The sequence below is a fragment of the Streptomyces sp. NPDC051664 genome, assembly GCF_044453545.1.
Classification (GTDB): domain Bacteria; phylum Actinomycetota; class Actinomycetes; order Streptomycetales; family Streptomycetaceae; genus Streptomyces.
On sequence record NZ_JBITCU010000014.1, the window covers coordinates 62,239 to 79,037 of the forward strand.

Annotated in this window: 17 protein-coding genes and 2 pseudogenes; 8 read left to right on the top strand and 11 right to left on the bottom strand. The window is 68.6% G+C overall.

The window, feature by feature from the left end:
* Positions 1-36 precede the first annotated feature (36 nt).
* Positions 37-774, bottom strand: coding sequence for a DUF1684 domain-containing protein (locus ACIA8E_RS24945; RefSeq protein WP_399301535.1), 738 nt, complete (start codon positions 772-774; stop codon positions 37-39).
* 286 nt (positions 775-1,060) lie between these two features.
* On the opposite strand from ACIA8E_RS24945, the gene ACIA8E_RS24950 reads away from it, so the two are divergent.
* From ACIA8E_RS24950 to ACIA8E_RS24960, 3 genes are all read left to right on the top strand, one after another.
* Positions 1,061-1,363: a hypothetical protein gene (locus ACIA8E_RS24950; protein WP_399301641.1), complete on the top strand. Its 303-nt coding sequence runs from the start codon at positions 1,061-1,063 to the stop codon at positions 1,361-1,363.
* 188 nt (positions 1,364-1,551) lie between these two features.
* Positions 1,552-1,992 carry a CBS domain-containing protein gene (locus ACIA8E_RS24955; RefSeq protein ID WP_399301536.1) on the top strand — a complete coding sequence of 147 codons (441 nt, stop codon included), beginning with the start codon at positions 1,552-1,554 and terminating at the stop codon, positions 1,990-1,992.
* Positions 1,993-2,057: 65 nt separating this feature from the next.
* Entirely contained in the window at positions 2,058-2,843 is a 786-nt protein-coding gene (locus ACIA8E_RS24960) for an HAD family hydrolase (RefSeq protein WP_399301537.1), read from the top strand.
* Between the two features lie 139 nt (positions 2,844-2,982).
* Here ACIA8E_RS24960 and ACIA8E_RS24965 read toward each other — a convergent pair whose 3' ends face one another.
* Complete coding sequence (locus ACIA8E_RS24965; RefSeq protein ID WP_399301538.1) at positions 2,983-4,041, bottom strand: hypothetical protein; 1,059 nt, start codon at positions 4,039-4,041, stop codon at positions 2,983-2,985.
* A gap of 61 nt (positions 4,042-4,102) precedes the next feature.
* On the bottom strand, positions 4,103-4,405 hold the full coding sequence (locus ACIA8E_RS24970) for a hypothetical protein (RefSeq protein WP_399301539.1): 303 nt from the start codon (positions 4,403-4,405) through the stop codon (positions 4,103-4,105).
* Between the two features lie 128 nt (positions 4,406-4,533).
* Between ACIA8E_RS24970 and ACIA8E_RS24975 the strand changes: the two genes are divergently transcribed.
* Both ACIA8E_RS24975 and ACIA8E_RS24980 read left to right on the top strand, forming a co-directional pair.
* Positions 4,534-5,091, top strand: coding sequence for a TetR/AcrR family transcriptional regulator (locus ACIA8E_RS24975; RefSeq protein ID WP_399301540.1), 558 nt, complete (start codon positions 4,534-4,536; stop codon positions 5,089-5,091).
* A gap of 143 nt (positions 5,092-5,234) precedes the next feature.
* On the top strand, positions 5,235-5,594 hold the full coding sequence (locus tag ACIA8E_RS24980; RefSeq protein WP_399301541.1) for a peptidoglycan-binding protein: 360 nt from the start codon (positions 5,235-5,237) through the stop codon (positions 5,592-5,594).
* Between the two features lie 151 nt (positions 5,595-5,745).
* Here the strand turns inward: ACIA8E_RS24980 and ACIA8E_RS24985 are convergent, their stop codons facing one another.
* The 3 genes from ACIA8E_RS24985 to ACIA8E_RS24995 form a co-directional block, all read right to left on the bottom strand.
* Positions 5,746-5,928, bottom strand: a complete 183-nt coding sequence (locus tag ACIA8E_RS24985) for a DUF6381 family protein (protein WP_030973133.1) — start codon at positions 5,926-5,928, stop codon at positions 5,746-5,748.
* A 451-nt stretch (positions 5,929-6,379) separates the two neighbouring features.
* Positions 6,380-6,793: a hypothetical protein gene (locus tag ACIA8E_RS24990; protein ID WP_399301542.1), complete on the bottom strand. Its 414-nt coding sequence runs from the start codon at positions 6,791-6,793 to the stop codon at positions 6,380-6,382.
* Between the two features lie 605 nt (positions 6,794-7,398).
* Positions 7,399-7,959, bottom strand: coding sequence for a hypothetical protein (locus tag ACIA8E_RS24995; protein WP_399301543.1), 561 nt, complete (start codon positions 7,957-7,959; stop codon positions 7,399-7,401).
* Between the two features lie 338 nt (positions 7,960-8,297).
* Here ACIA8E_RS24995 and ACIA8E_RS25000 point away from each other — a divergent pair, with 338 nt between their 5' ends.
* Positions 8,298-8,789, top strand: a complete 492-nt coding sequence (locus ACIA8E_RS25000; RefSeq protein ID WP_399301544.1) for a GNAT family N-acetyltransferase — start codon at positions 8,298-8,300, stop codon at positions 8,787-8,789.
* 40 nt (positions 8,790-8,829) lie between these two features.
* Positions 8,830-9,135: pseudogene (locus tag ACIA8E_RS25005) on the top strand (transposase family protein); the annotation flags it as partial.
* 9 nt (positions 9,136-9,144) lie between these two features.
* Here the strand turns inward: ACIA8E_RS25005 and ACIA8E_RS25010 are convergent.
* From ACIA8E_RS25010 to ACIA8E_RS25030, 5 genes and pseudogenes are all read right to left on the bottom strand, one after another.
* Positions 9,145-9,744, bottom strand: a pseudogene (locus tag ACIA8E_RS25010) (helix-turn-helix domain-containing protein); the annotation flags it as partial.
* Positions 9,745-9,846: 102 nt separating this feature from the next.
* Entirely contained in the window at positions 9,847-9,996 is a 150-nt protein-coding gene (locus ACIA8E_RS25015) for a hypothetical protein (protein ID WP_399301545.1), read from the bottom strand.
* A 20-nt stretch (positions 9,997-10,016) separates the two neighbouring features.
* Positions 10,017-10,775, bottom strand: a complete 759-nt coding sequence (locus tag ACIA8E_RS25020) for a DUF6338 family protein (RefSeq protein WP_399301546.1) — start codon at positions 10,773-10,775, stop codon at positions 10,017-10,019.
* A 6-nt stretch (positions 10,776-10,781) separates the two neighbouring features.
* On the bottom strand, positions 10,782-11,036 hold the full coding sequence (locus ACIA8E_RS25025; RefSeq protein ID WP_399301547.1) for a hypothetical protein: 255 nt from the start codon (positions 11,034-11,036) through the stop codon (positions 10,782-10,784).
* 84 nt (positions 11,037-11,120) lie between these two features.
* Entirely contained in the window at positions 11,121-15,128 is a 4,008-nt protein-coding gene (locus ACIA8E_RS25030) for a CHAT domain-containing protein (RefSeq protein WP_399301548.1), read from the bottom strand.
* 439 nt (positions 15,129-15,567) lie between these two features.
* Here ACIA8E_RS25030 and ACIA8E_RS25035 point away from each other — a divergent pair, with 439 nt between their 5' ends.
* Positions 15,568-16,794 (top strand): acyl-CoA dehydrogenase family protein, encoded by a 1,227-nt coding sequence (locus ACIA8E_RS25035; protein ID WP_399301549.1) that lies wholly within the window; start codon positions 15,568-15,570, stop codon positions 16,792-16,794.
* The last annotated feature ends 5 nt before the right edge of the window (positions 16,795-16,799 follow it).

A 16,799-nucleotide genomic window follows, 5' to 3' on the forward strand; every position in this document is an offset into this window, starting at 1 on the left:
GCGCTTTCGTGCGGCGAGGCGGGAGTACGGGGTTGATCAGTGCTGCGCGAGGAAGCCGTCGCGGAAGACGGGGCGCTTCTCGCCGGCCTCGACGGGCAGGTGGAAACGGTTCTGCCGTGGCGGCATCGGACAGTTGTACTGGTCGGAGAATCCGCACGGCGGCACGAAGGCCCGGTTGAAGTCGAGGAGGACACGGCCCTCGCCGGTGTGGGTGACGAAGAGGAAGCGCCCGGCGCCGTAGGTGATGTCACCGTTGGTGGGGTCACCGAAGACGAGAAGCAGGGTGCCGTCGTCGTCGAAGGCGCTCAGCACGTACTCCTGTCCGTCCAGGGTGAGCGCGATGTCACCCGGCACGGCGAGGTCACGGGTTCCGCCGTTGTCGCGGATGTGCTCGAAACCGACCCGCCGGGCGCCCGGCACCGGGGTGTACGAGGCCTCCAGCACCCAGGCCGGGTCGTACGGGAAGACATCGGTGCTTTCGAAGTTCTGGATCGCGGGCGACTGCGCGTCCCAGAAGCGCAGACCGTGCTCCGGCTCGCCGGTGACGAGGTCGGTGCGCTGGACCGTGCTGACGGTCACGCTCTCCGGCTGTCCGGCACGGGCCACATCGAGGTCGGGGCGCTCACCGGCCGGGGCCCAGCGGGTCTCCACGAGCGCGAGGTTCCCGGAGGGCGAAGTGATGGAGCGCCGTCGCCCGGCGCGCCATGCCTCCCAGTCCGCGGCGGGGTCGGTCGGCTGGTCCGGGACGGCGGCGTGGGACACGGCTTTACTCATTCGCGTAGACGATCGTCGGCTGCCACACGTCGAATATCACGCTGCGTGAAGTTCAGCCCAAAGGACCTTCTTTATCTTTCATAAGGCAAGCTAATGTCAAATTCGGGCCACTGGCCGAGATAGGTCTGTCTGTTCCAGCAGGTCAGAGCCCAGAAGGCGCGCCGTTCCACCCCTGGAGTGAGCATCCCGGGGTGCTCGGCATGCGACACGCGGTGCGCCGGAGCACGCTGGTCCTGAAGCTGCCTGTCCGCCCGACCGGCAGCCGGCCAGGAAAGGGGTGGCAGCCATGTTCGCGAGGCTGAGCACCTATGAGGGTTCACCGGTTCCTGCAGAGGGAGACCTGACCGCGAACTGGGAAGCGACTCTCCAGCAGATCCAGGAGGCTTCGGGCTTCCGGGGTGTGTTCTACCTCGTCGACCGGGCCTCCGGGAAGGCTGCGTCGCTGACTCTGTGGGAGGACGAGGAGGCCATGCGGGCCAGCGAGGACAGTGCCGCCCGGCTCCGCGAGGAGATTGCTCACAGGGAAGGCCAGCGCGTTGCCTCGGTCGAGCATTTCGAGGTGGGTTTCGGTCATGTGGAGCCGTCATAGTCGGCGCTCCAGGCGCTGATGGCGACGCAGAGTCGCCGGACCGACATCACAGGCCCCGCGCCCTGGCCGGGCCCGATCGCGGTCGGCTCGGGATCCGCTACCTCGCCGGAGCAGCCGGCAAGCGGGGTTGAGCCATTCGTGTTGTGATCGAAGACAGGGAAACACGCCGGTCGAGACAGGAGGACATCATGTCCGAGAAGCTGCTGGCCCGAGACATCATGACCGGTGGCGTGCAGTGCGTCGGCGCACACGAGTCGCTGCTGGAGGTGGCGAAGACGATGCGCGATCTGGGCGTCGGCTGCCTTCCCGTCTGCGGCGACAACAACAGGCTCACCGGCTTGATCACCGACCGGGACATCGTCGTCAAGTGCTGCGCCGAGGGCATCGACCCTGCAACCGTGCAGGCCGGATCCCTCAATGCCAAGATCCACTGGATCGATACCGAAGCGGACGCCGCCGATGTCCTGACGACCATGGAGGAACATCAGATCAAGCGACTGCCGGTGATCGACGTGAAGGGCGGCCACCGCCTGGTCGGCATGATCACGGAGGCCGATCTCGCGAAGAACCTGAGCGACGAGCAGATCGCTGAATTCGTGAGCTGCGTGTACGCGACTGCTCAGACGTAGCAGCTCCTTCAACTGCCGTCTCACTACAGGCTTCTCATCGCGCAGTCGGTGCGTATGCTCTGCGGATGATCCAGGCGGTATTGCTAGACCTCGACGCGACATTGCTCGACTTCGGTGCACCCGCCTGGAGGGCGACCGTGAGGGCTGTGTGCGATGCCCTGGTCCGGTCGGCCCCAGACCTCGATGCCGACTCACTCCAGGGTGCCTATACACGCCGCTATCTCGACCACATGCGCGCGGGCGGGGACGGTGCGCAGCACCCGCCCGGCCGGATCCCGGATGCCGATTCCATCTGGAGGGAGTGCTGGCGGCAGGCGCTCGACGAGTGCGGGCACGCCGAACTCGCCGGCCCTGCGACCGATGAATACAAGCGGCAGCGTCGTCGGCGCTACGTCCTGTTCGACGACGTGGTGAACACACTGAGTGCTCTTCGCAGCGCCTCGTACCGGCTGGGGCTTGTCACCAACGGTCCGGGCGACGCGCAGCGGGACAAGATCACGGCGACCGGTCTGGACAGGTTCCTGGAGCTCACCGTGATCTCGGGCGAGGTGGCCGTGTCAAAGCCCGACCGGAGGATTTTCGAGATCACCCTCGAACGCATGGGGCTCGGGCCCGCCGATGTCTGCCACGTGGGCGACAGCCTGGTGACCGACGTCGGCGGAGCGCTCAACGCGGGTCTGGGTGCCTCGATATGGCTGAACCGGTCGCACATGGTGCGCGACCCCCTGCTACGTCCCCCGTCGCACGAGATCGCTTCTCTTCATGAACTTCCTGCCCTGATACGAAAGGGTTCTGCCCTCGGATCGGCGGGAGCACGGCCTGACGACGCGACAGCCCCTGGAGCGCCCTGAATCTCAGGGCCAGGGCCTCTCGTCTGGATCATGCTGGGCTCGATCCGAACGAAAGACCCTGTGGCCCGAGTGGCAACCGTCGTCCGGTGGCAGCTTCCTCCGGGCGGCCATCGCCCGGCGGAGCAGGGACTCTGCCGGATCAGGCGTGCGCCGTGGGGCGGGTGGAGCGCAGACGGGACTTGATGCCCACGAGCACGGCCGACAGCACCGCCCAGAGGGCGAGGGTGAGCAGTGGCACTCCTGCGTGGGCACCGTCGAAGTAGCTCAGATCGCTCACCACCCGTACCGCCGCGCCGGGCGGCAACAGAGCGGAGACGGCACGGGCGGCCGCCGGCAGCAGATCGGAGCTGATGGTGGCGCCGCTGGTGGAGTTGCCGACCGTGAGCAGAAGCAACGTCGCCACCGGGACGCCGATGGGGCCGAGGTAGGTGCCCAGCAGTTTCGTGGTGAACGCTGCCGCGGCCGCCAGCAGCGCCAATGTGGCCGCCAGCGGGAAGAACGGGGCAGGGACCGCGTCCAGGACGGGGCCTGCGATGATCGCGGCAACGGTGCCGGTCGCCACCGAGACGCCCGTGATCAGCCAGAACCGGTGCCGCAGGTGGAGCACGTTCGCCATGCCCAGCGCGTTCTGGGCCAGGACGAACCCGGCGAGGGTGACACCGAAGGACACATAGAACCCGGCGAGACCCCGCCCGTCGAAGGGAGCGAGCGGCACCACGTCGGTCGTCGTGACCTGCTCGCCGGATCCCGCGGCGTACGCGGACACCACGCTCTTGACCGCGCCCGTGGTGGACAGGCCGTTCGCCCCGGCCACCTCCAGGTTCAGCTGTCCGGCGCCGCCGGAGCTCAGCGCAGCCACCACGTCGTGCTGTTCCACGGCCTGGCGGGCTGCGGCCGCGCTCACCGTGGGACGTACGTCGACGCTGTCGCCGAGCGACACCTCCATCTTGTGCGCGAGGGTGTTGCCCACGACCGCCACCGGCAGCTGATGCGGCTTCGGGTCGCGTTGCAGCCCGACGTAGCAACTGATGAAGGCCGAGACGAGGACCAGGGCGATCACCGCGGGCTGCAGCAGCGTCCGCAGCGGCGGCCGGCTGCTCGGGCCCGGGTGGCGCGGCGCGGACGCCTCGCCGGGGACGGAGCCGGGCGGTGTGGTCACTTCCTCGCTGCGGACGGCGGGACCGACGGTGGGTGTCATGAGAAAACTCCGGTGTTCTGAAAGTTGATGGGGACGCGCGAGGCCGCGGGGCCGTGCTGCGTCAGGCGGCGGCCGGCTGCGTGGCCAGGCTCTGCTCGATCTGGCGGCTGACGTCGTCGGCGACGATCTCGGGGAGTCCGTACTGCAGGCCGTCCAGGGCCTGCGGGGCCGGGTCGATCTTCTGGCCGGCGAGGACGTGGGCGGACATGTCCATGAGGCCGACGTGCAGGGTGCATACGGCGATGCCGCGCGGAACGAACCCCTGGCCGACCGAGCCGATGAGCGCCCAGGAGGCGGCCTCGGCCGCGGGGTGGGCCCCGTACCCAGGCAGGTGCCCGCCGGTGACGGAGTCCTTCAGTCCCATGCTTCTCCCTGTACCGGCCGCGGCGACCACCCTTCGTGAGCGCAGCGGACCAAAATAGATTTCGCTAACAATCTAAACAGGGTCGTACGATAGATTGCAAACGACAGCCATGTGGAGGAGGTAGCCCGATGGGCCGCGTGTCACAGGCACAGGCGCAGGAGAACCGGAAGCGCGTGGTCGCCAACGCCTCCAGGCTGTTCCGGGAGCAGGGCACCGGCGTCAGCGTCGCGGACCTGATGAAGTCGGCCGGGATGACCCAGGGCGGCTTCTACAAGCAGTTCGCCTCCAAAGACGCCTTGGTCGGCGAGGCCACCGTCCACGCCTTCGCCCAGTTGGAGGCGCGCCGCGCGGCAGAGCTCGACGCGCACGACGGGCGACGTGACGCCGCCCGTCAGGGCCTGATCGACCACTATCTGTCGACCCGGCACCGCGACAACTCCGGCGACGGCTGTCCCGCCGCCGCGCTCGCCGCCGACATGGCCCGGGACGCGGGTGACGCCGCGCACGACGTCTACATCGAGGGAGTACGCGACTTCGCCCAGTGGCTCGCCACCGACGACGAAGACGGCCTGGCCCACCTGGCCACCCTGGTCGGCGCCCTCGTGCTGGCCCGCGCCACCCACGGCTCCCCACTGTCCGACGAGATCCTCCACGCCGCCCACGCGGCCCTGTCCGACGACAGCTGATCCGCCCGGGCCTCTTCACCCACGGGCACGGCGCTGGTCAGGACCCTTGCGCGGGCGCGCCAGTCCGAAAATGCGCGGGACGACGCTTGCGCCCCCATGCTGGATGGGTGTGCACATGGCCCGTACGGAGAGGAGTGCCCGAGATGATCCGCCGCAAGTGTTCGGCCCTCGGCGCAGCGCTGCTGACCGCCGGGGCCCTGGCGACGACGACGCACGAGGCCGCCGCCGCTGAGAAGACATGCCCCTACACGTCCTCCATCGATCGTCCCGCGCTCACGTACGTGAGCGCCGGTCTTTCCGTGAAGCAGGCGCAGTGTCTGAGCAACGTGTGGGGCGGCGTTCCGAAACTCGCGGTCGACGGGGTCTTCGGCACCGCCACGTCGAAGAAGATCATCTGGATTCAGGGATGCCACGGCCTGGGCAGAACCGGGGTCGTCGACCAGGACACCTGGCAGGTGCTCTACCATCCCGCGCTGGACTGCTACGACCCGTATCCGAAGTGACCTGCCCAAGTTCGGCCGCGACGGCCGGCGCGGAAATCACGCACCGAGTGGAGGTGTGCAGTCGGCTCGGCCCCACACAAATGACCAGCCGATGGCCTCGCGCGACTGGCAGGTCGCGGGGCAGCCACCGGCTGGCGCATGCACACGGCTGTTACACCATGGGGTCGATGTCCCCGCCGCTCGCCTGCTTGCTTTGCTGCTTGAGCTCGCGGGCCTTGTCCTTCAGCCGCTGACGCTCCTGCGGGTCGGAGATACGCTCTGCGGCCTGTTCCATCTCCTGTGCCTTCTGGAGAAGTTGCTGGGCACGGGCACCGGACTCGCCTGCAACGCTCATGATCACTCCTTGGTGTCATCGGGGAAGAGCGGGCCACACCAGCGAAGCAGCGCGCCTCTGCCCGCGCATCTCGAAGGCTCACCCACCGTTATCCGCGCAGGCCGCGGCACGCACATGAGGGTTCGGACGCATCCGCGGGACCGACGGACAAGGGGATGCCCACGGAAGCGGGTTGACCTGCGGCCGTACGACACCATCAGATTCGGCAGTGCCGCGCGTGCTGTGCTGTGGGGCGGGGTGAGCTTGCGGCTTACTTGTTGACCTTGTCTATGCGCCACGCAACCATCCCTGTGACCCCTGGCATCCCCTCGGTGTCGATCCTGACCTTGGCCGCTGAGGCTGTGATGCGTCGGCGCAGTGGGACGCCGTCGCAGTCCATGGTTCGGCGGACGGGATTCCGCAGGGCTATGGACAGGACGACCCGCAGTCAAGCCCATGGAAGACGCCTCCGTCACTGGCGCGGACGGTCGAACCAGTCTCTGGTGTCCTGTCTGGTCGAGAGGACGATCACGAGAGCGCCGACTGCGACGACAATCCCCCACACGCCGTTGTGCAGCTTCGCGCTGATCGCGGTGCCGGCGATGATCAATGAGCCAACGATGACCAATGATCCGACGACAACTGCGCCGATGCGGACTTGGTGGCCGCCGGTGGTGAACTTCGCGGCAATGACGAACGCAGCTGCGGCGAGCGTCCCGAACGGGAGCGCCGCAAGGAAGAGTAGGCCAATTACCAACTGCCCCATGGCACCGGTCTGCAGAGTGGCAGCGACCATCATGAGCCACAGGGCGGCGACGATGTTCCCTGCGCCCACGACGATGAGCACGGCGCGGGCGGACTTGACGGTGCCGGGCATCTGGACCATGCGGGTTCCTTTGAACGGGCTCACCTGGGTGGCGGCGCGCACTGGGCTGCCGGCCACCCGTCGTCGCCCGTGCACCGGTGCACGGCGTCGTGGCGATGGCCGCGGAGGCACAGGACAGGAGCAGGTCGGCGGTGGACCACCGAGTCATGCGAAGTCGGTGAGTAGCACCTACAACGAGATCATCCTGAAAAGGGCGCGTAGCGAGGGAAGCGTACGGGTGAGAGCTCCCTCCGACGTCCGCTGGGCTCTGACCGCCGAACAATAGTTATCAAGAGCCGGACCTGGGCTGGCCGGAGGGGCATAATCCCCTCCGGCCAGAGCGTCAGGCTGCGCCGGTCATCCGCCTCGTCCGCAGCATCCGGCGCCGTCCGCCGGGCGGAATTCGAGCATCGGTGATCTCCTTGCGGGGACCAAGGATCAGGCGGACGAGCAGTCGCGCTTCTTCTTCCCCATGCTCTCCATGATGGACATCCTCCCGGGACCGAAGCCCCTCATCTCCGATGTCCGTCAAAGCGGATCAAGCCCAGGGCGGGATCGCCGTCATCGGACCTGGGATCACCGTGGTAGTTGGCCATGTGGGCTCATAAGTCATTACAGGGGAAGGCTTACTGCCCGCCGAGTCGGAGTACAGCAACCACGTACAGGCTCACGGACACCGTCGGAAGCAGAAAGGCGAGAACCGTGTGGACGACGAGCCCTCGCCCTGGGGCAAGCCCCAGATGTGCCCGGGCCGCACGGCTCACGCGGGGCCTGGCGACACCTCGCGCGGCGTTCGCGTCCGCCTTCTCGATCGCTCGGCGTAGCTTCCTGCGGCTTCTCTCGGTCGTGATACCCAGTCGCACACCGTGGGCATCGCGCACCAACAGGGTCCGGTACGTGCTGCCGTACGAGAAGGTCGTCAGCAGCCGGACGGTGGCGATCCGGTTGAGGTCGACGGACCGTTCGCCGGTCAAGGTGTGCGCAGCCAGGTGCGACGATGAGTGCCGGAACGGGGCTCGCTCCTCGCACAGTGCCGGTAGCAGGACGGAGCTGGCGATCACGGACAGCAGGCCGAGCACGATCGGTGCGCCTTCGGGGACTGCCCCCGCCCTGGCCAGCCCGTAGCCGCCGAAAGGCAGCAGAAGGACCGTCACCGCCAGGCCCGATCCCATGCGTGCACGCGCCACGCTGCGGGTTGTGGTTGCTTCCATTGACGCCCCCCCGTTTCTGCCAGCAGACATCAGCATGCATGCGCGGCGGATCTCTGCGCATTGCCGGTGTCCGGCAATCTTCGGCTCGGGATCCAGCGGGTCCAGGCGCCAGTACCAGCAGGACTCCGTGATCTCGTCGTTCGTCGCGGAACAGGACGGCGACTGCGTGATCTTGGTGAGGTGTGAGGACTCTTCAAGATAGTGCGGTGGCCGGGCTGGGGCCCACAGAATGCCTGCGAAGATCGTGATGAGCCCTCTGTGCCCCACCGGGATGACTGTGGACAACACGGGTGAGATCTCGGACCATGACCTGTATGCCCACTTGGACTATCAACGCGGAGCCCGTCACCGGCACGGGTATTGACGAGGCGATGTCGCAGTACTTCACCGAGATCGGACTGCGGGTGCTGGGGCGCCCGGCCACGGAGGCGGAGCTTCGGGAGGTGCTCAACGAAGACCCACATGACGATCTCAGCCCGCCGCACGGCGAGTTTCTCGTCGCTCGCGATGGCGACGGCAAGCTCCTCGGATACGCCGGGGTGCGGCTGTTGGCAGGCGTCCCGGCGACAGCGGAGCTGAAGCGTATGTACGTACAGCCCGCGGGGCGGGGCGCGGGCCTGGGCCGCGGCCTGCTACTGGCCGTCGAAGCGTCAGCACAGAAGTTGGGTGCTTCCCGGATCGTGTGCGAGACCAATTCCGAACTCACCGAGGCGCGGGCCTTGTACACGGCGCATGGCTATGAGGAGACCGCACCCTACGACGGTCACGGGAAGGCGGAGCACTGGTACGCCAAGGCTCTCGGCTAGAGGATGTTCCGCGGCCGTTGGGCAGTGGGATGATCTTGGCGTGGCTGGTGTGATCACGGCGTCGGAGTCGACTTGGACAGCCCCGTTCGCCGGGCCGAGCCCGCGCTGCTTCGGGAAGTTGGTGACCGCCCTGCGGCGTGAGGGCGCCGATGATGTCCGTCGGGGACGACTCTGGGGGCTGCCTCTGGAGGACCGGGTCCTGTCGGTGGCGGCGTACTGGCACACGAACCTGACGATGCGCCAGATTGCCCTGCTGTTCGGCGTCTCCAAGTCGGCCGCCGACCGGATCATCGACCACCTCGGCCCGCTCCTCGCGCTGCAACCGCGGCAGCGGTTCGCGAAGGACGCCGAGGCCCTTGCTTCTGCCGCTGCGTGCGGCCCACTGCTTGCCGGGGTGGGGCTGGAGGTTGAGTGGCCCGAACTCGGCCATGCAGAAGATGACTTCGGGCTCGCCTTCCTCAGGTATGACCTCGCTGTCAGCGATCGCGTAAAGGTGCTCGACGCGGGCCTTCTTGGCGGCGTAGTCGGGGGTCACGGGAGGTCTTCCAGGTCTTCACGCATTGAAAGGAGACGCCCTCCTCGCGGAGCAGGACCCGCAGGCCCTCGTGGCTGATGTCGTCGACCACCCCCTCGGCGACCAGGAAGTCGGCCAGCTTGGCCAGGCTCCACGTCGAGAGCGGCGGGCCGTGCTCGACCGGCTTGGACTTGGCGACCTTCTTGACCTCACGGCGTTCAGGCAGCGTGAAGGTCCTCGGACGGCCGCCCGATACTTCAGGTGGAGCGAGTCGAAACCGTCGTCGTTGAAGTTGTGGAGCACGTCCCGCACCCGGTCAGCGCTGGTGAACGTCACCTCGGCGATCTTCGCCACGGACATACCCTGCGCGGACAGCAGCACCATCTGGCCCCGCCGCCAGGTCACCACCGACCCGGTGCCCCTACGGACGATCCGCAGCAGCCGCTGCCCCTCGCCGTCATCAATCTCCCGGACCCGCACCCATTCAGCGACGTGATCATTCTGGCCGTCCGGTCCTGCCCAGCGCGGCAACCGGACGACACGTCACAGCAGGGCGGACGTCGCCTGACGCGGCACCAGTTGGCTGGGCCACTCACGGTCACCGGGGCAGACGAAGCTGCCGCCCACGGCGGCGACCGACGCCACGTCACACTCGGAGTCGACGGCCTCGGCCCGCATCCGGCCGAGATGCACACAGCTGCAGTGCCCTTCGATCAGGGAGGGGAAGGGTTGCCGGTATCCGTGGCGGACGTCGGCGAGCCGGCCGGCATCGATCGTGTGGGCCCCCCCTGCTCGGGTCGGCCGCCCGGGACCTGCCCGGGCCGGGGGATGTGATCCAGATAGGTCACGGTCAGGAACTTGATCTGGCGTGCGCTCACCGACACCAGTTGGTGATCGGTGAGCGGTCGGGAGGGTATCCCGGGGCGAGAGCGGTATTCCAGGGGAGCGACCAGGGCCAATTCGCGGTCACCCGTCTCCTCGGCCTGGTGTGCGAAGTGCTTGAGCACGCCGGCCAGATACGATCCGTCGACGAGTTCGCAGCCGACGTACGTGCACTTCGCCCCAGTGAGTGCCGGGTAACGGCCGAACAGCAGCCACCACGACGACTCGGCCGACAGTGGGCCGGGACCGCGCGGCAGCAGCTTGGCGGCGGCCAGCGCGGCACCGGCCGCGGCGACGAGCAGCGCGCAGGACCACAGCGTCAATCGCCCGTAGTCGTCGCGCACATAGGCCCAGCCGTCGCGCACGAGGCGTCCGGTGTCGGGGGTGAGGCCGGGTGCCGCCGTACGGATCAGCGCGAATACCGCGAGGGCGATCCCGTCGAAAGCCAGGCCGGCCAGTACGACACGGGTGGTCTCGCGGAACGCGGACGAGGTGCGCTCGGGCAGGTGCACGTCGCGGGCTGCCGCATAGATGAATCCCGGGACCAGGCAGACGACGAAGAGAACCAGTCCGAGAAGGGAACTGGGCACGGCGCCTCAGCTCTCCGTGTCGTCCGTACGGTGCTCCCCCTGCCGCCCGGCACTGTCTGACGAAGTGCTGTCGGCGGGGCCGGCCGGTGCACCAGGGATGCCGGAGGCCGGTGCGGGCAGGCCGACGCCGGCGACCACGGCCTGGCCGCCATGCTTGGGGCCGTTGAGGAGTTCCTCGCGCGGGCTGGTGAGCGGCCGCCGTCCGCGCGGCTTCGGTGGCGGGGTGGAAGTGGTGGCGCCGGCGCCCGCGTCATCGCCCACGATCAGTGCCTCCTTGCACATCGTGCGAACGTGCGTACCGATCCTCTTTGTCGGCTCGTGAGCCGCAGCGCAGACCCTGGGACTTCACGGGCCCGTGTGGATGAAGGGTGTCCAGATCGCCAGTTCCATATCCGGCTGGGCACGCAGCTCCCGCACAGCGTTGTGGAGTGCGAGCGCGCACTCCTCGGATGCCAACTCCCCCTTCTCTACCAGAGAGTTGTACAGATGATCGGCGACGAAACCAGCATAGCGGCCGAGCACCGTCCACATGGTTGCTACCACGTGACGGTATCCGGCGAACTGGAGCGCGGCGGAGATGTGGATCGCCTCGTCGGGCTGACCGTAGCCGGTGAGCGCCGTACTGCAGCTGGACAGGAAGGCGAACTCCGCGTCGTCCAGGCTCAGTCGGCCCAGATCGGCGACGGTCAGCGTCCCGTCGTGCAGTCGCAGCCCGCTGTGCGAAGGGTCGAGAGGGGCCAGGTCGCCGTGGCAGGTGATGTGTGCCCAGCCGTGGTCGCCCAGCGCCCGGCGCACAGCGTCCCGAGTGGCCTCGGGGCCGGCGATGACGCTGGTCCGGTCGGGAAAGAAGGCGCTCACGGCCTCAACGTCCTCTTCCGCGTCCGGGAGCGGTGGCCGACCAGGTGTCTCGGGCATCGCCACAAGCAGCATACGGCGCCGCCCGGGCCGGGGAGACGGACGAGTACGGGCCTTGATCAGGGTGCGCAGTGTCGGTGTGTAGGAGGATACGACCCGGTCCAGTACGCAGGCCCCCGGTCCAGATCCTGGGTGGTGGCGACCCGCGGCGTGGAACGGCAGGAAGGTCAGCGGGCCGGCGGGGCACCACCACACCCGCGACCAGGCGCCGTCGGTCGGCTCGCCGGTGTGGCCGAGCGCGTCCAGGACGGGTTCGGCGGCGGCGTCCCACAGCCAGTTCAGGACGTCCCGCACCATCAGGCCGAGAACGTCGAGTTGTCCGTCCGCGTCGCGCTTCATGTCAAGAGCCAGCAGCAGATCCACGTACTCGTACGATTCGAGGGCGCTCATGTACGTGGTCACGCGTTGCTGCACGACGTCCGGGTTGAGCTGTGGCAGAGAGATCACCGTCAGCCCGTCCGGACTCAGCGCCAGGGCATCGCTGCGGCGTTCGGCGATGTTGATCAGGACGACTGTGCCGTTCGTGGCGGCGGTGCGCAGGTGGGCGAAGCCGGGCGGGAGCAGGAAGTCTCCGCATCCGGGGACATACTGTCGTACCTCCTCGCACAGCGCGTCCCATTCACGGGCCAGGTCCATGCGCAGGTCCGTGTGGTCAGCTGGGACGTTCAGGCGGTCCGGTCCGGCGTCCATGGCAAGCAGACGGGTGCGCACCCGGTCCAGCCGCTCGGCGAGTTCGGGCGCCGTCCGGCATACCGCGTCCAGGTCGGGATCGGTGTCGAGGAACTGGCTCCACAGGATGGCTCGGCCGTGCTCCAGCAGTTCGACGGCCCGTTCGGGACGGCCGGCGTCCAGGGCCGCGGCGGCGGCCTCCTGGGTGAGCGGGCCGATGCGGGTCAGGTGCCGCTCGCGGTCACGGCGGCCGAGGCCGTGCCAGGCGACCAGGGGGACGCAGGCCATCGCCTGCTCGTAGGCGGCCAGGGCGGCGGCCGGTTCGGGCGCCTGATCAGCCAGCTCGCGCAGTGCTGTCATCCGCAACAGGGGGGAAGCCGTCGCCGCCTCGGCGGCCGACCGCAGCGCTTCGGAGGCGGATGTCCGGTCGGCTGCCGCGGCCGGGCCGGGGTGCACCTCGGCCCCCTTGAGCAGCAGCCGTGCCCGCAGGTACAGCAGCTGGGCTCGCTCCGGCCGCCCCGTAGGGCACTCCTCCAGGGCGTCGGCGACACTGGTGAGCGCCGCTTGGTGGTCAGCCCACCGTGAGCTCACCGAGAAGCGGGCCGCCAGCGCGTCCGCCAGGTTCGCCAGCAGGCCCGGGCGAAAGCGGTGGCCGACGGGAACGGCGTCAACCGCCTCGCACAACAGGTCGATCGACCTGTCGATGTCGTACGTCAGCATGTCGGTCTCATCGGCAGCCCCGCTGAACGAGCCGTCGAGATCGAGCGGTGGTGCCAGCTCGTGAAAATGCCTGCTGTGAGCCAGCGCCAGATTCGACAGATAGGCGGGGCGCAACGTATGGCGGGGCGGTATCGCCCGGACAGCCTGTCCGCCTGTCTCGATCGCCTCATCCAGGTCCCTCAGGTCGCCGAAGTGGTCGAAACGCAACCGCATGGCGATCCCGGCCAGGTGCAGTGCGGTGTGCCGTTCATGTTCCGGAGCGGCCTGTGCGGCGCCTCGGCTCAGTGTGACGGCTTCGTCGAGATCGGCGCGCCCGCCGCGGCGCAGGAAGCGGTCAAGGCGTGCGGTCGCGAACCCGGCGAGAGCGAAGTGATCGGCGCCGGCCGCAGCGGCCTCACGGTAAGCGGCGATTGAGGCGTCGAGGTCACCGACATTCCCGGAGATCGCCGCGCGGGCCCGCAGCGCGTTGCCCAGCTCGGCGTGGGTGCGAGCGCGCTGCGGTGAGTCGGCAGGAGAGATGTCGAGGGCTTTGGCGAGGGCCTCGACGGCGTGGTCCATGTCCGAGGGTGAACCGAATGCTTCCCCGCGAAGTGTCAGCGCGTAGCCGAGGACGAGCAGCTGGGAGGCGCATCCGGCCATGCTCCGGCCGTCCTCGGCCGACCGTTCCACGCCGTCCTGTGCCATCTCGACAGCGAGGTCGAGGTCATTCGGATCCGGCTCCAGACGGAACCTGTCGCACAAGGCCTGTGCCAGGGTCGGGCCGATGGCGGACTCCCATTGCACGGACCGGGAGGCCTCGGCGTCGGCCGCGGCTTCGAGGAGAATCTCGTCGGCGGTGGCGATCGCGGCAACCAACTCGTCGCGGTCTCCGGTGTGATGGTAGGCCGCGTAGTGCACCTCCGACCGGCGGACCAGAAGCCGCATACGCGCCTCTGTCCTGTCCTCACGCTCCAGACACTCGCGGACCGTCAGTGCGGCCTCTTCGAGGTACCGGCCTTCCCCGTCGACGCGGTACAGGTCGAGCAGCGCGGCCGCGAGCAGCTGAGCGGCTTCGGCCCCCATCCGTGCGTCCCCGTACGCGGACACCGACGTGCCGTAGGCGGCTCGCAGGCTGAGCACACAGTCGTCGAGGTCCTGTCGCCGATGGTGCCTGAGGTACAGCGCTCGGCAGGCGCTGCCGAGCATGTGGTGCGTTTGTGCCGACTCCGGACTGCCTTGAGGGTGGACGGTGAGCAGGCGCCGCAGAACGGCCGCCGCCTCCTCGTAGTGACCGGCCAAAAGCAGAGCGGCGCCGAGATTCTGGGCGGGCGCGAGCCACTCGGGGTCGTCCGGACCGAGGGGGGCCGGCCCTCGGTGGGCCTGGCGCAGCTCGGCCAAGGCCGCCTCCAGGTCCTCAGGCCGGCCCCGCAGTTGGTGGCGCCGCAAGTAGGCCCGGCCCAGGTAACCGCGCATCACGGCCGCCGTCGCCGGGTCGTCGGGGGCATGCAGCACTGCGTTGCTCAGATCGGCGACGGCTCTGTCCAGGTCCTCCGCCCGGCCGAGCACTTCGTAGAGCGCGCACAGCTGATGGCCGCGCAGGCACCGGTAGACCACGCGGTCGGCGTGCGCGCCGGCCTCGATGGCCAGTACCTCGGCCTCGGTCAGGACCGCGATCGCCCAATACGTCGCGTCTGGATCCCGCATCTGCGAGGCATCGCGCGCGAGCGCCGCTGCCAAGGCTGTGTCCAGCTCCCGGGCAGCGGCACGGGCCGCATACTGCTGCTCCATCAGCGGCGGCAGCACCGCAGCAGGATCCAGGTCGCGCATCCGGAAGAACATCCGCACAGCGGCGCCGGTCGCCTCCTCGTGCGCGTGCCCGGTAATCTCCAGACGCAGATACCAGTAGAACCAGGCCAGTACGGCGGCTGCCTCCAGGTCCAGTTGAGGTGCCTGGGCCAGCAGTTCCTCGGCGGCGGTCACTGCCGTCCGGTCGGTCACCGCGTCGCGCGCGCCCTGCTCGTACTGGATGATTCGGCGCCGCAGTGTGGTGAGCCGATTCAGTTCCTGCATTCGGTTCCCCCGTGTCCCGGAACTTCTCTCAGACGCTAGCACCGGACATGACAGGATCTAGGCCGTCGCCGGCATTGCCCACCGCCGCTTCGGCGCGCGCCCGGTCCGCGCAGCGATCGCCTGCGAGATGTCGCCGGATGCGGGCGGCCGCCTGAGTTGCACTCGGCGGGGGGCCGGCCGACCGGACGAATGTCCGGCACCCACACGCAGCAGAGACGGCCCACTGACATGACGCCCCGTCAGTCCTCGCGGTCCCGCCTCACCTCTACGGGCCAGTGGGGTGGTCCGTGGCGACACGGCACCCGTGGGCGGCTCGGGTCCGGGGGGCCGGCTCCGGATCCGCGTTTAATCGCGTCCGAGAACCGGAACGCCGGGCACGGAGAGCGCTGACGGGCGCGGATCCACGGGCCACGCCCCACAGCGCTTGAGGGAGATCGCCATGAGCGGCACAACGGCTTTGCCGACACCGTCCGGTCCCTGCCTGGACGAAGGGCTGCTGCCCGCCGACTTCTACGCCTACGAGGAACTTTTGTCGGACAGCGAGCGGGAGAAGGTCGAGTCCCTTCGCGCGTTCCTCCGCACGCAGGTCGCCCCGATCGTCGACGACTGCTGGGCCCGGGCCGAGTTCCCCTTCCAGCTGGTCGAGGGATTCGGGAAGCTCGGCCTGATGGACTGGGCCGACCCGGACTCCCCGGAATCCAGGCCCAGCAACCTCCTCGCGGGCTTCATCGCGTTGGAGATGGCGCATGTCGACGCGTCCATTGCCACGTTCGCCGGCGTGCACACGGGTCTGGCCATGGGCACCATCCTCACCTGTGGCTCCGACGAACAGAAGCGGCGATGGCTGCCGGCGATGAGCCGCTTCGAGAAGATCGGCGCCTTCGGGTTGACCGAGCCGCACGGCGGCTCCGACGTGGCCGGCGGCCTGCGGACGACCGCGCGGCGCGACGGCGACGTATGGATCCTCGACGGCGCGAAGCGGTGGATCGGGAACGCGACGTTCGCCGACCTGGTCGTCATCTGGGCCCGCGATGTCGAGACGAAGCACGTGCTCGGCTTCGTCGTGGAGAAGGACACCCCCGGGTTCACCGCGACGAAGATCGAGAACAAGATGGCGCTGCGGATCGTGCAGAACGCCGACATCGTGCTCGACGGCTGCCGCGTTCCGGAGGCCAACCGGCTGCAGAACGCGAACTCGTTCAAGGACACCGCCAAGATCCTGCGCCAGACGCGCAGCGGCGTGGCGTGGGAGGCGGTGGGAGTGATGTTCGGCGCCTACGAGATCGCCCTGCAGTACGCGAAGGAGCGCGAGCAGTTCGGGCGCCCGATCGGGGGCTTCCAGCTCGTGCAGGACCTGCTGGTGAAGATGCTCGGCAATGCCACGGCCTCGTGCGGGATGACGGCGCGCCTGGCCCAGTTGCAGGACGCCGGGGTGTACCGGGACGAGCAGTCCGCCCTGGCGAAGGCCTACTGCACCGTGCGGATGCGCGAGAACGTGGGGTGGGCGCGGGAACTGCTGGCCGGCAACGGCATCATCCTCGACTACAAGATCGGCCGCTTCGTCGCCGACGCCGAGGCCATCTACTCGTACGAAGGCACGCGGGAGATCCAGACTCTCATCGTCGGACGTGCCGTGACCGGCGGCCTGAGCGCCTTCGTGAGGTGAAGCAG

Coding starts and splice junctions, on each gene's coding strand:
- ACIA8E_RS24945 (WP_399301535.1), bottom strand. CDS start 774: ATGAGTAAAGCCGTGTCCCACGCCGCCGTCCCGGACCAGCCGACCGAC.
- ACIA8E_RS24950 (WP_399301641.1), top strand. CDS start 1,061: ATGTTCGCGAGGCTGAGCACCTATGAGGGTTCACCGGTTCCTGCAGAG.
- ACIA8E_RS24955 (WP_399301536.1), top strand. CDS start 1,552: ATGTCCGAGAAGCTGCTGGCCCGAGACATCATGACCGGTGGCGTGCAG.
- ACIA8E_RS24960 (WP_399301537.1), top strand. CDS start 2,058: ATGATCCAGGCGGTATTGCTAGACCTCGACGCGACATTGCTCGACTTC.
- ACIA8E_RS24965 (WP_399301538.1), bottom strand. CDS start 4,041: ATGACACCCACCGTCGGTCCCGCCGTCCGCAGCGAGGAAGTGACCACA.
- ACIA8E_RS24970 (WP_399301539.1), bottom strand. CDS start 4,405: ATGGGACTGAAGGACTCCGTCACCGGCGGGCACCTGCCTGGGTACGGG.
- ACIA8E_RS24975 (WP_399301540.1), top strand. CDS start 4,534: ATGGGCCGCGTGTCACAGGCACAGGCGCAGGAGAACCGGAAGCGCGTG.
- ACIA8E_RS24980 (WP_399301541.1), top strand. CDS start 5,235: ATGATCCGCCGCAAGTGTTCGGCCCTCGGCGCAGCGCTGCTGACCGCC.
- ACIA8E_RS24985 (WP_030973133.1), bottom strand. CDS start 5,928: ATGAGCGTTGCAGGCGAGTCCGGTGCCCGTGCCCAGCAACTTCTCCAG.
- ACIA8E_RS24990 (WP_399301542.1), bottom strand. CDS start 6,793: ATGGTCCAGATGCCCGGCACCGTCAAGTCCGCCCGCGCCGTGCTCATC.
- ACIA8E_RS25000 (WP_399301544.1), top strand. CDS start 8,298: ATGCCCACTTGGACTATCAACGCGGAGCCCGTCACCGGCACGGGTATT.
- ACIA8E_RS25030 (WP_399301548.1), bottom strand. CDS start 15,128: ATGCAGGAACTGAATCGGCTCACCACACTGCGGCGCCGAATCATCCAG.
- ACIA8E_RS25035 (WP_399301549.1), top strand. CDS start 15,568: ATGAGCGGCACAACGGCTTTGCCGACACCGTCCGGTCCCTGCCTGGAC.